Source organism: Kineothrix sp. MB12-C1 (assembly GCF_030863805.1).
Lineage (GTDB): Bacteria > Bacillota > Clostridia > Lachnospirales > Lachnospiraceae > Kineothrix.
The window spans coordinates 2,724,012-2,738,603 of record NZ_CP132957.1; the positions used below are offsets into that span (position 1 = coordinate 2,724,012).

General features: G+C 32.0%; 9 protein-coding genes. All 9 read left to right on the forward strand.

Annotation, left to right across the window (positions count from 1 at the left end; translation table 11 throughout):
• Positions 1-7: 7 nt before the first annotated feature.
• Complete coding sequence (locus RBB56_RS12620; RefSeq protein WP_306719314.1) at positions 8-1,552, forward strand: glycosyltransferase family 2 protein; 1,545 nt, start codon at positions 8-10, stop codon at positions 1,550-1,552.
• On the forward strand, positions 1,542-3,410 hold the full coding sequence (locus tag RBB56_RS12625) for a rhamnan synthesis F family protein (RefSeq protein ID WP_306719315.1): 1,869 nt from the start codon (positions 1,542-1,544) through the stop codon (positions 3,408-3,410). The genes RBB56_RS12620 and RBB56_RS12625 overlap by 11 nt, the downstream gene beginning before the upstream one ends.
• 10 nt (positions 3,411-3,420) lie before the next feature.
• On the forward strand, positions 3,421-5,358 hold the full coding sequence (locus RBB56_RS12630) for a rhamnan synthesis F family protein (RefSeq protein ID WP_306719316.1): 1,938 nt from the start codon (positions 3,421-3,423) through the stop codon (positions 5,356-5,358).
• A gap of 19 nt (positions 5,359-5,377) precedes the next feature.
• Complete coding sequence (locus RBB56_RS12635) at positions 5,378-9,139, forward strand: YfhO family protein (protein WP_306719317.1); 3,762 nt, start codon at positions 5,378-5,380, stop codon at positions 9,137-9,139.
• Between the two features lie 533 nt (positions 9,140-9,672).
• Positions 9,673-10,173, forward strand: a complete 501-nt coding sequence (locus RBB56_RS12640) for a GtrA family protein (RefSeq protein WP_306719318.1) — start codon at positions 9,673-9,675, stop codon at positions 10,171-10,173.
• 181 nt (positions 10,174-10,354) lie between these two features.
• Complete coding sequence (locus RBB56_RS12645; RefSeq protein ID WP_306719319.1) at positions 10,355-11,308, forward strand: glycosyltransferase family 2 protein; 954 nt, start codon at positions 10,355-10,357, stop codon at positions 11,306-11,308.
• Between the two features lie 107 nt (positions 11,309-11,415).
• Positions 11,416-12,447 carry a GDP-mannose 4,6-dehydratase gene (gene gmd / locus RBB56_RS12650; RefSeq protein ID WP_306719320.1) on the forward strand — a complete coding sequence of 344 codons (1,032 nt, stop codon included), beginning with the start codon at positions 11,416-11,418 and terminating at the stop codon, positions 12,445-12,447.
• 61 nt (positions 12,448-12,508) lie between these two features.
• Positions 12,509-13,450: a GDP-mannose 4,6-dehydratase gene (locus tag RBB56_RS12655; protein WP_306719322.1), complete on the forward strand. Its 942-nt coding sequence runs from the start codon at positions 12,509-12,511 to the stop codon at positions 13,448-13,450.
• Positions 13,451-13,462: 12 nt separating this feature from the next.
• Positions 13,463-14,347 (forward strand): AraC family ligand binding domain-containing protein, encoded by an 885-nt coding sequence (locus RBB56_RS12660; protein WP_306719323.1) that lies wholly within the window; start codon positions 13,463-13,465, stop codon positions 14,345-14,347.
• The last annotated feature ends 245 nt before the right edge of the window (positions 14,348-14,592 follow it).

Here is a 14,592-nt window from a genome sequence, read left to right on the forward strand (position 1 = left end):
TACTTTAATGGAAAAAAAGAAAGTTAGTGTCATACTTACCAGTTATAATAAAGAAAAATATATAAATCAGGCAATTGAAAGTGTATTGACACAATCATATCAGGATTTTGAATTAATTATTGTAGATGATGGGTCAACAGATAATTCGCGCCAAATTATAGAGGCGCTGTCAGCGGATGATCAAAGAATAAAAACATTTTATTTTGAAAAAAATAAAGGAATACCATCAGCACATAATTTTGCTATTTCTCAGGCACAAGGCGAGTACTGTGCCGTGATAGATTGTGATGATTTTTGGGAAAAAGACAAATTACAAAAGCAAGTGGAATTTTTGGAAAAAAATAAAGAATACGGGGCTTGTTTTACTTGGATTAGTGTTGTAGATGAAAATGAGCTGCCAGTTCCATCTGAATTATGTGAGAATAGAGATATAATGTGGAATTCCCAAAATCATACACAAGGAGAGTGGTTGAAGCTTTTTTTTACAGAAGGATGTAAACTTGGAAACCCTTCTATGATGATAAAGACTTCAGTTTTTGAAAATATAGGCTATTATTCTTATGGTTTAAAACAGCTTCAGGATTATGAGCTGTTTATTAGAATTCTTAAATATTGTAATGTTTATGTTATTAATGAACGTTTAGTAAATTATCGTTGGTTTTGTGGAGCGGAAAAAAATACAAGTAACGCAAATTTAGAAAATACTAATCGGACTAATTTTGAATACTATTTAGTATGTAAAAAATTCTTTGATAACATGTCGAATGAAATTTTTATGGATGGATTTTCAAAGTTTATTAATAACGAAGACTATAATCGGGAAGAAGTAATTGAGTATAAAAAAATCATTTTATACTTAAATTATTTTTTGTTATCAGAAGCTGGAAAAGTTGTGGCGTATGAAAAGATTTATGATTATATGAATAATAAGATTTGTCAAGTGTCAATTGATGAGTATTTAGGTATGACTTCTTCGCAATTTGCACAAGGGTTATCAGCACCTTTGATAATGGATGCTAATAGATATATGCCGATAGAACAGGATAAATACATTAAAGAAATGAAAGAAAAGCTTAAAAAAGAGCAAGGGGAATTAAATAGAACATTAATTTATTTGCAGGAGCTGACCAAGAGCAATAAAGATATCGAGGTGGTTAAGGAAGAACAGGAAAGGTATATAAAGGAATTAGAGAATAATTTGAAAAAAGCAAGTCAAGAAATAGAAAAAAAGAAAAACTATATAGAAATATTGGAAAACAATTCGAAAAAAACAAGTGAACAAATAGAGAAATATAAAAACTATATAGAAAAGTTAGAAAGTAGTATAAAAGAAATAAATCAAGAAATTAAGAACCAAAAAAGTTATATAGAAGAATTGGAAGAAAGTTTAAAGCGAGTTAGTAAGGAAGTTGAAAATCAAAGAAATTATATAGAGGAATTAGAAAATAAAAATATAGAAATAAATAAATTATATGAAATGAGCCGTGATTATTCAAAACAACTTGAGGCTCGCATACAAGAAAAGGAAAAAGGACAAAATCATGAACGGTAAAAGATGGTTGATATATTATGTGACTACTACAAATCAGCAACTTGAAAAATACTCTTCTTATTTTATAAAGTGTATGAAGGAGTATATAGATGATGTACTAATAATATCCAAGTATAATAAGGATATTGAGGCGGCTATAGTTGACAGTTCTATTAGTAATGCATGGGATGCGTATAAAAGGGGATTTGAAGTTCTAGGATGGGATAATTTGAACAATGTAGATTTCGTCTTATGCGCTACCGATAATATAATGGGGCCTGTTTGTAACATAAATAATATGATGGATGCTATGAGCAAAAAAAAGCTGGGATGTTGGAGTTTATCAAAGCAAAATCCGACACCAATGAACTATCTGGACTATTCAGGAGAAAACCTTCAAGAAGAGTATTTATGTGCAGATTTCATCGTATTTGAAAAGAAAATATTACAAAACAAATGCCTTTCAACCATTTTTGATAAACTGGAGTTAGTTAAGGATGAAAATCATTCATGGATTGATAATAAGGCGTTGGTATTTTCTAAAGAATTAAGAAAAAAACATATAGAATTAGGCGCTTTTATTGATTCTGACGATTTGACAAATCTATATTATAATCCATTATTATACAATCCAAAAGATATGATAAAATATAAATACTCTCCCTTTTTTCTTCAGGAAAGTTTTATTGGTTCTTATGAAGGAGCTGTTTCTAATTCGCTTGGAGATGGGGCAGGGGAGCTTTTGGATTACTTATCTCAATTCACGGATTATGATATAGATTTAATATGGGATTCTATTTTGAAATGTGGGAATCAGCAAGATATTCATCATAACTTACATCTAAATTATATTTTAAAGAAAAATGAGAGCAACATTAAAAAGACTGAAAGCATATTGGAAGAAAAAAAGGTTGCATTGATTATGCACCTTTATTTTATGGATCTGTTAGAGACATCATATCAATATGCACAGTCAATGCCTGATAAAACGGACTTATACATAACTACAAGTAGTGAATTAAAAAAAGAACAGATTTTATTGCAGTTTTCAAATAGTAAGTGGAACTATATAGAAGTAAGAGTAATTGAAAATAGAGGAAGAGATGTAAGTTCTTTATTAGTTGGGGTAAAGGATATAATAGACAAATATGATTATGCTTGTTTTGTTCATGATAAGAAAAGTGCGCAGCTTACCCCGGGATCTATTGGAAATGACTTTGGCATTCAATGCTTTGAAAATACGATAGGATCAAAGGATTTTGTAAATAATATTATATGTACTTTATATGATAATCCAAGGCTTGGAATGTTGTCTCCAGTTTATCCTTTACATGGAAATTACTTTGCAGTGTATGGACATGCTGATTGGGGAAATAATTACGATATAACAAGGAATTTGGCGGATAAATTAAAGCTGGCAATACCGATTAGTGCTGATAAAACACCCATTTGTCCATTAGGGACGATGTTTTGGTTTAAGGTGCCGGCACTTAAACGGCTATATGATGCAGATTGGGAATATAACGATTTTCCGGCGGAGCCTAATGGTGTTGATGGAACTTTGCTTCATGCGGTAGAGCGGATATATTCGTTGGTTGCTCAAGAAGAAGGATACTATCCGGCGATTGTTTTAAATGAAAAGTATTCTAATATTATGCTAACTAATTTGTTTACCTTTCTGCATGGGCTGAACTTAAGCATAGAGGATTATTTAGGATATTGCAGTTATAATCAGGCAATATATGTGATAGAAAAAATGAAGTATGATAACAGACAGTTACAAAATAGGATAACTGAATTGGAATCTTCAAATAGGCTGTTAATACTTGTCAGAGAATTAAAACAATTAGCCAAATCGCTTATGAAACACAAAAAATAGGGAGAATTTTATGGTATTTAATAATGAAAAAGCTAAAAGAGTAGCAATTTATGTTTTCCATGATAAAGACGGAATTGTAGATGAATATGCAATCGTTTTTTTGAAGGAATTGAAAAGATTTACTGAGCATTTATTAGTGGTAATAAATGGGGATGTTAATGATCAGGGAAAGCATAAATTTAAACAGGTTGCAGATGATCTTTTAATTCGTAAAAATGAAGGTTATGATATTACGGGATATTCAGCAGGTATAAAACATATTTCATGGGAAGTGCTAGACACATATGATGAATGTTTGTTAGTAAATTCAACTCTTTATGGTCCTATTTATCCATTTGATGAAATGTTTGCATCTATGAATAAACGAGATGTAGATTTTTGGGGAATAACCAAACATCATGAAGTTCCATATGATTGTTTTGGTACATGTAAATATGGATATATACCGGAACATATTCAGTCCAGTTTCCTTGTTATACGAAAGAGTATGGGGAATACTGGCTTATATAAGAAAGTGTGGGATGAGTTACCTGTAATAAATACATATGGAGAAGCAATCGGGCTTTTTGAAGTTATATTTACAAAGGAATTTAATGAAAAAGGTTTTAAATCAGATGTATATGTGGACACTTCAGATTTGGAAGGGTTCACAAGATACCCTTTAATGATGATGTCGAATGAATTGGTAATAAACAGGAAATGTCCAGTAATAAAGCAAAAGTCTTTCTCGCAAAATTATTATGATATGTTGACGGACACGGTAGGACAGGCTACGAGGGATACATATGATTATCTAAGAGAGCATACTGATTATGATGTAAACTTGATTTGGGACAATATTTTGCGGCTGAATAATATGGATGAAATTAAAACAATCATGCATTTAAACTATATTTTGCCTCAAAAGTATAAGATAGAGCCGTTGCAGAATAAAGCAGCAAAAGTAGCTTTAATGATGCATATATACTATGCTGATTTAATTGACTATTGTTTTTCCTATGTTCAATCTATGCCTAGTGGAACAGATATTTTTATTACCACGCCTTTAGAAGCTACTCAAAAGGCATTGAAAGAAAAGGTAAAAGATCTAAGTGATTATAATGTAAAAATAATTTTAATTGAAAATAGAGGAAGGGATGTATCTTCTTTACTTGTTGGCTGTGCGCCTTACTTATATAATTATGATTATATATGTTACGCGCATGATAAGAAGACAAAACAAATGGAGCCGTATTGTAATGGGGAATCTTTCTCTTATCAATGTTTTGAAAACATACTTGCAAGTAAGGAATTTGTATCGAATATAATAAAGACCTTTGATGATAATCCCCGATTAGGGTTATTAACACCGCCGGTACCGTCTCATGGGAATTTTTATCAGATGGTAGGATCTGAATGGGCCGCAAATTATGAAAACACGTTAGATTTAATGGAAAAGTTGGGTATAAGCTTAAATATAAAGCCTAACCGTGCCCCCATAGCACCGTTGGGAACAATGTTTTGGTTTAGGCCTCAGGCCCTTAAAACATTAATTGATTATGGCTGGAAATATAGTGATTTTCCACAAGAGCCGAACGGTAACGATGGGACTATTTTGCATGCGATTGAGAGAGGATATGGTTTTGTGACTCAGCATGAAGGTTATTATCCGGCCTGGTTAATGACCGATAAGTTTGCTAATATTGAGGTTACAAATTTGTATTTTATGCTTAGAGAATTAAATTTAAAAATTTTTGAAAATTATTATACTTCAAATTTATTGGATGTAGTTTGGAATTTTGATGCGTTTGTGGCGCATAGAGATTTATTGGACCAAAGGGAGCGGGAAATAGCAAGATTAACTGAAGACTATTCTTTGAAAGTCTGGCTAAAGTTTAAAATAAAAAAGAATATTCCAGATAACATACTGGAAGTTTATAGAAAATGGAAAAGAAAAGCCAAAAAGTAAATTAATCGGGAGAGATTTAATGTATAATAAAAAAGAAAAGCTTTTTTATTTAGATTATATAAGTGCTATTGCAGTTATTATAATAGTGTGTTTTCATTTTAATTATCATTGTGAATATACTTTTAAAATAGGCGGATTTCATGCTTTCTTTTTTAAGTATGCAAATGGTACATGGGCAGAAATAGGTGTGATTTTATTTTTCATAATTAGTGGTGCAAAGCTAATGTATAATTATGGAAATGCAATCAATATTAAAAAGTTTTATATTAGCCGATTTAAAAGAGTATATCCATTATTTTGGTGTGTATATCTTATATTTACTTTTTGGAACTTGTTTTTAGGGCTTATGCCTGATCTACCTAAAATAAGATTGCTACTTTCTGTAGCAGGGATGGATGGCTATTTTTCTTATTTAGTGCCCAATTATTATATATGCGGAGAATGGTTTTTGGGTGCGATTATCATATTTTATATTCTTTTTCCCTTCATGAGAAAAGCAATGATTAAAGCACCTAAAACAGTAGGAATTGTCGCAACGGTAGTATACATTCTTGTAATTGCTTTTAATCCTTTCCAAGTTATAGTATCAAGAAATTTAGTAGTATGTATTTATTATACACTTTTAGGTATGTATTTTATTTTCTATATAAAAGACGTGAAGTGGTATCTTGTTTTGATTTCGGCAATAGGGGCAGGAATTTTCATTACAGTTCCGATTCCTATTGCAATGAATTCAATTGTATTGAATATGATCCTAGGTGGAATGATGTTTTTTGTACTGGTTTATACGTCAAAATTTATAAATGGTATTCTTAAAAGGCTATGTGAAATAATGGCAAAATATTCATATGCTATTTTTCTTGTTCATCATATTATAATTATTAAAATCCTGTCATATTTTTATGAAAAAAATTTTAATGTAATTGAAATAGCAATATTGCTTTTGGGAACTTTTGGAGTTATTTTTGTTATTGGATGGTTCTTGAGTTATATAATAGAAATTTTACTAAAGCATATAAAGAAATATAATTTTTCATTAAATCTCATATTGGAATTCATTAATAAACATATGCTTTTATGTACGATACTAATTGTAAGTGTTTTGGGAATGATTATATATAGCCCATATTTATTTGATGGAAATTTGTATATAACAGTATATGATGCTAAAAACCAATTTTGGCCTTATTTTTCTTATTTAGGAGAATATTTTAAAAATGAAGGTTGGCCAATGTGGTCATTTAATATTGGCTTAGGGTCGGTATTTTCAATTGCGGAGTATGGAGATTTATTTAAAATAATCCCAATATTACTTGGAAGAGATATAATGCCGTTTACATTTGCATGGCTTCAACTAATAAAGATAATATTAGCAGCATTATTTATGTACTTATTTTTAAATAAAATTAATTTGCATAAATATGCTTGTATGATAGGTAGCATAGGTTATAGCCTATGTGCCATAATGATCGTAAGAGGGAATTGGTATCATTATGCAAGTGAGTTAGTTTATGCGGCATTTTTGGTTTGGGCTTTGGAACGATACTTTAGAGAAAAAAAGAAATACTTACTCATAATTTCTTTGACGTTAATATTTACAATGAGAGGTATAACTTATATTTATCTATATAGTATTTTAATATTTATTTATACTGTATGCCGATATATATATAATAAAAGCAATGAAGAAAAGAATTTTATTAATTATATAATTGAGTGCCTGCCAATTTATTTTATAGCATTATTGATATCAGCAATAGTTTGGATTCCTAGTATTATACAAATGCTGAAATCAGCAAGATTTGCAGACTTAGATGAAACAACTAAAAAAATTAGTTTGATTGAAAATTTAGAAATTGTGTTATACGCATTTTTAAGAAGTTTTAAAACGGAATTGGCTGGTACGATAAACTATTATAGTGGTAAGTATTTAAACGCACCTTTATTTTATACAGGTATAATTAGCTTATTATTATTACCACAAACGGTGAAATTGGCTTGTAAAAGGCAAAAAAGGTTAATTATTCTACTATTAGGCTTTGTAGGAGTATATATTACAATTCCTACTGTTAGATATGTACTTAATGCATTTGTGGCGTGGGAACATATAAAGTTATCTTCTGTTTGGGTTGTAGTGGTAATAGTTACCTTATCCATGATGGGTCTGCAAAAAAGTATTATAGAGAATAATATTGATAAAAAGTTAATGCAAATAAGCTCATTAATATTTTCATTACTTCTATGGGGAATATTTATATTAGATAGAAAAAATACTTTGGGAATAAGATTCAATCAATTAATATTGGTTACCTTTATATTGATTCTCTATACTTATATAATAACGTGCAAACATTTAACAATAAAAGAAAGAATGCAGTTTGTTTTGCTCTTCATTTGCATTGAAACTACTGTGTTTGGGTATAGTACTGCAACCCATTTTTTAGGAAGTAATGAAATAGTCTCAGGAGATGAGATGAAGGTTGAACTTTATAAAAATACGCAAGTATTTGATAATATAAAAGAAAAAGATAGCAGTTTATTTTATCGGATTACAGCGAATGAATATTGGAATTATTGTAACCCAATGCTTGCAGATTATTTTGATAGTTCATTTTATGATCCCACGGTGTCTTCCTATTACTTTTTCTTGAAAAATATAAAGCCGGATTCAATTAAGGCTACAACTATTTCTGGAGGTATTAGAAATGATGTTGCATTGGAATCGCTAATTGGAAATAAATATGACATTAAGAAGATAGGAGAAAATTCACTATATGGATATAGCCATTTTAGTGAGAATCAAGACTACGTAGTATATCGCAATGAAAATTTGCTATCTATAGGCTTCCTATACAATAAAGTTATACCTAGCTCATTTTTTGATAATTTGCAGCCTAAACAGAAATCGTTGGCATTGTTATCCGGTATTGTTATAGATGATGATAAGGTGACAAAAAAATATAATTATTGTAATGAACAATTAGAGGAAGATTTCGATAAAATAGATAAGTACCCGATTGTCTTGAGGGACATAGACTATACATTGAATAATCTAAATATGGAGTATGAAAACGGAGATATTTCAAATACCTATAGTTTTCGTGGAGTTTTGGGGGAATCACAAGCATCAGTAGGCATTGTTCTAGGAAAAGAACTTGAAATAAACGATTATACAGTTAATTTCTCAATGTATTCAAGTGAAGATTCGTTAATGGAAGTAGTCAAGAGTGACGGGGCAGGAGGCTATGAAGTAAAAACCATTGACCTTGATAAAGGGGAAAATAAAATTAAGTTGCAGTATACTGAATCAAGAATAAACTTTATTATGCTTCGGATGGAGGCGGGGGATAATAAAGAATATACAATAAAGAATTTTAGAATTCGCTACGGTGATAAAACACAGCAAAATGAAGTATATAATTTAATATACCAAAAATATGTTGATGAACGAAAACAAAACCAATTTGAATTAGTGAAATTTTCACAGAATGCCTTTTCAGGTAGGGTAAATGCAGATAAAGAAGGGATGCTATTTTTTTCAGTACCATATCATGAAGGATGGAGCGCTAATATAGATGGTATTGAATCAGAAATACATGAAATTAGTTATGGATTTATGGGTATTGAAGTTGGACCTGGTATTCATGAAATACACTTTGAATTTAGAACTCCGGGGCTTATACTTGGAATCGTGGGAAGTGTTGTGGGAGTATTATGTTTTATAATGTTGATTATATTAGAAGAAATAAGATTAAAGAGGGGAATAATAAATACACAATAGATAATAGGACAGGCAATGATAGCTTATTTCTTACCATGGCGTTTGCATATACGATCGTATTTTATTCTGCACTAAGTATTTTTCAGATTTCAGGACGGTATGAGAGCAATGTATTAATAAAGGTTTCAGGTATACACCGGCATGTGTTATTCTGATGGATTGTTTTTCTTACCAGTAGATATGTTGTTGTCTGGAGTTAATACGATTCAGTAACATAAACATTATGATGATGGGAATTGGAGTACATCGATACCAATCTCGGAAGTGACAATAATTGAGTTGTTTCGGTCAATTTCCTAGTTGGGTTAGTATAAAGTAATCGGATAATATTTCCATAAAAAAGAGTTTGTTTTATTAATTTTATTATTTTTAGTATTAGAATATATTTATTGTTGAGATTAACAAGGAATATGCAATATAAAAATTTGTTGCTCATCAATATATTTTTATTTTAATGCGCTTTTATAAGAATAAAATATAGTTAGAAGAGTTTGTATATAAATCCGAAAAGATTCGAAAGTAGAAGTAATTAAGTGGATTTTTTGAGAAATATATGTAATAATAGAAAACGCATTATAAAAGGTAGAGTAGAAGATTACATGAAAAAGATATTTTGTGTTATTAAACAAAGAATACTAAACAAAGAATTTATAAACTATATTATATTTGGCCTAATGACAACCTTCGTAAATATTTTAATTTATGATTTAGGTTTAAAGCTAGGATTTGATTATAAGGTTTCAAATATTTTTGCATTAGTTGGAGCAAAAGTATTTGCATATATAACGAATAAAGTTTTTGTTTTTAATAACCATACAGATGGTGTTATAAATCTGTTAAAGGAGATGTTTCGATTTATATTTGCTAGAAGTTTTACAGGTATTGTGGATTATGTGGGGGTTATTTTTTTGGTAGAACTATGCAACATTAATAAGTCTTTGTCTAAATACATTTTGCAAGCAATCGTTATTATTCTGAACTATATCTTCAGTAAAAAATTAGTCTTTATAAAAAAAGAGGAAGTTAATGAGTAAAAATATATAATTATTAGTTGGGGATTATTTTTTAAGATATCAAGAATGAAATATTCATAAAAATTTGTTAAAATATACTACATAACTAGAATAAAGGTGATATAATAATATACAGAATCCAATTGTAAATATTTTAAGATTTAGTAAGACTCGTTTTATAAGAGGATAAAAAAATATTAGAATGGAGATTAAAGATATGCCATATTCCGTATCAATTGTAGTTCCAATATACAATGAAGAGGGAAACGTGCAAGCGCTTCATGAGGAAATAATGAAAGTTTGTGAAAAGGCTGCATATAAATATGAAATAATTTTTGTAAATGATGGATCTTCGGACAGAACAGATGAAATATGCAGAATTTTAAAACCATTAAAATATATAAAGTTGCGTAAAAATTTTGGACAGACTGCAGCTATGGATGTGGGGATTAAAGCTTCAAAATATGATTACATTGTTACATTGGATGGCGACAGACAGAATGATCCGGCTGATATTCCCCAAATGTTAGATTATTTGCTTGAAAACAAGTTAGATGTAGTATCGGGTTGGAGAAAAAATAGAAAAGATACGTGGATTAAGAAATTCACGTCTAGAGGGGCAAATTTCTTAAGGGGAATTTTGGTTAAGGATGGTATTCACGATAGTGGATGTTCGTTAAAAGTATATAAGAAGGAATGTTTTGCTGAGATGAATTTATATGGAGAACAACATAGATTTATCCCCGCGTTGTTAAGAATAAAAGGTTTTGAGGTTGGTGAGATAGTAGTTAATCATAGACCGAGAACTGCAGGTGTTACAAAGTATAATTGGAGAAGGACGATAAAAGGCTTCGTGGACATGGTGTCAGTTTGGTTCTGGAATAAATATGCGGTGCGCCCCTTGCATATGATGGGGGCAGCGGGTATGCTTAGTTTAGTAGCAGGAGCAATCTGCGGTCTCTGGTCGATTGTTATCTTTATTTTGGGTTATGAGATGTCGGATAATATTATTTTACCACTATTAACAATATTTTTTATTATAATTGGATTGTTGTTATTTATATTCGGCTTAATGAGTGAAATTTTAGTCAAGACATATTATGGAGTTCATATTGATAAACCTTATAGTGTCAAGGAGATTATTGAGAACGAATAAATACGATACCAGATTCCAATGATAAGATTTAAGGTGTTAAGACGATAAAATTACTCATAACGATTTACTATTAGAATTTTGAGTAAAATGAAAGGAACCTAATTAAAATGAAAAACGCATTAATAACCGGTATCACCGGACAAGATGGCTCTTATTTAGCCGAATTATTATTAGAAAAGGGATATAATGTATATGGGATTATGCGCCGTAAGTCGGTAGTGGATTATGGAAATGTAGAGCATATTAAGGACAAGCTTCATTTTATCTACGCAGATATGACGGATGTGGTATCGTTAATTAACGCGATGAAGATTTCACAAGCGGATGAAGTATATAATCTTGCGGCTCAGTCTTTCGTGGCTACATCATGGGAGCAGCCGTTGGCGACCGCAGACATAGATGCAGTAGGAGTTACGAATATGCTGGAAGCTATTCGTATAGTAAAGCCTTCCAGTAGATTTTATCAGGCATCCACTTCCGAGATGTTCGGATTGGTACAAGCAATTCCACAAAGTGAGACAACACCTTTTTATCCGAGGAGTCCATATGGCGTTGCAAAATTGTACGGACATTGGATTACTAAGAATTATAGGGAAAGCTATGATTTATATGCTTGCAGTGGTATTCTTTTCAATCATGAGAGTGAAAGAAGAGGAAAAGAATTTGTTACCCGTAAAATCACCGATGCGGTTGCAAGAATTAAGCAAGGGGTACAGGAATACTTAGAATTGGGAAATATGGATTCTAAGCGCGACTGGGGGCATTCCAAAGATTATGTGTATGCTATGTGGCTAATGCTTCAGCAAAATGAGGCGGATGATTATGTCATAGCGACGAATGAAACGAGAACAGTAAGAGAGTTTGTAGAAGTTGCATTCCGTAAGGTGGGAATGGAAATTGAATGGTCTGGGCAGGGCGTAGATGAGATTGGCAAGGACAAGGAGAGCGGAAAAACTGTTGTAAAGGTGAATAAGAACTTTTTCCGTCCGGCAGAAGTTGATATTTTATTAGGTAATCCTCAGAAGGCAGAAGAAGAGCTGGGATGGAAACGCCAGATTTCTTTTGATGAGCTTGTAGGACGCATGGTAAAAAACGATATGACATTAGTTGAAAAAGAGATTGCTTCGACAAAACAGTAAACGAATGAGACAAAATTGGAGAAGGGAATTCCAAAGGGGATTCCCTTTTATGGTATGAGAGATGAAAAAAGCATTGATTATAGGCGCAGCGGGATTTGTAGGCAGCTATCTTTCAAGGTATCTTTACGAAGAATGTGGAATGGAAGTATATGTTACTAAGCTTCCTTATCAGCGTATTGAAGAACAGAAAGTAAAAGAATATGATTTGAATATTTTAGAGGAAGATGAGATAGTTTCTCTATTATTCGAAGTGCGTCCGGACTATATTTTTCATTTGGCAGCGCAAAGTTCAGTAGGTACCGCATGGAAGGATCCGGGATTGACGATTGACATTAACATTAAAGGGAGCGTTAATGTGATGGATGCGGTGAGAGAGTTATATTATAAGCCGCGTATTCTGCTGATAGGTTCAGGTGAAGAATATGGACATATAAGGCCCGGGGAGATTCCGATCGATGAGGAAACGACAATTCGGCCCGGAAATATTTATGCGGCAACGAAAGCATGTCAGAATATGCTCGGAAGTATTTATGCGCAGGCATATGATATGGAAATTATGATGGTGCGTGCGTTTAATCATATTGGTCCGGCCCAGGCTCCTATTTTTGTTGTTTCTGACTTCTGTAAGCAAGTGGCCGAGATTGAAGAAGGAATGCGTGAGCCGGTGATATATGTAGGAAATCTTAGATCCATGAGGGACTTTACTGATGTGAGGGATGTTGTACGCGCTTATGCACTGTTGATGGAATGTGGAAAGTCGGGGGAGACATACAATGTCGGTAGTGGAAATGCGGTGACGATAAGGGAAGTTTTAGATCTTATCATATCATTATCCGATAAGAATATCGAGGTGAAAATAGATAACAATAAGATAAGACCGGTGGATGTTCCGATCATAGAAGCAGATATAACTAAGATAAATGAATTGACAGGATGGAAGCCGGAGATTCCGCTAAGGCAGACCATTAAGGAGACTTTAGATTATTGGAGAGAAAGGGTATAAGGAAGGTGTCTTATGAATACTGGAAGTACATTATTCACGACAAAAGGGGTGACAGATTCTAATCGAATCCTTCATACGCCGGGGGCATTTGCTAAAAAGAATCTTTTATATGTGCAAGAGGTTGGAAAGCTCAAAAGTCTTAAGCCTCATAAATCCCAAAGGGAAAATTTGGATTCTTATTTGTTCCTGAGTGTGCTCAGCGGTGATGGAGTAATAACCATTAATGGAATGGATTATGAAGTGAGAAAAGGGGATTGTGCTTTTATAAACTGTAAGATGAGTTATTCTCATGAAAGCAGTGAAAAGAATCCGTGGGAACTGATGTGGGTACATTTCAATGGTAATATAGTAGCTGAATATTTTAATTTATTCGTAGAACATAATAAGGGCTGCGGAATTTTTAGGCCATCGAGTTTGAAGGAAGTAACAGAAATCATAGATAATCTTATGAGCTGTCAAAAGGAAAAGGATTTCAAGTCGGAATTGCTGAGTGGAGAGTATCTACTTCAAGTAGTGAACTTCTGCCTTCTTTCGGTAATGCATCAGAAGGACGAGTATGAAACTTATAGGACTCTATGTAAGGAAATAAGAGAGTATATTAATGAAAATTATCAGAGGCAGACAATTATTCAAGCGTTAGAAGAAAAATATCAGATGAAAGCGGAGGAACTTGATTCTTATTTTCAAAAGATGTATGGTATCGCTTTAAGGGATTATATTATTAATCGTCGTTTTACCGCAGCGAAGGAGCTTTTGCGATTTACAATAAAACCAATAGAAGAAGTTATTGAGGAATCAGGGATTCAAAGTGAAGATTTGTTCTATCGCTTATTCCAGGATGGAGAGAGTATGACAGCAGAGGAATATCGAATGAAGTGGTCACAGTGGGTGAAGTGATGTTTTCGATATAATGTTTATATCCCATACAATCCAAAACCCCATCTTGTTGTGGGAACAAGATGGGGCGCGCACATTAGGTACAAGACCTAACATTTGGAGTCGTCACCCTAGGTGACTAAACATGCTTCATGTAGAAGTATAGCATGAATATTTTAGAAAATCAATAAAAGTTTATAGTTTTTTTAGTATTTTCATATATATTTTAGTTGTTTTAAATAAATTTGTCTTTACAAGAGGGATTT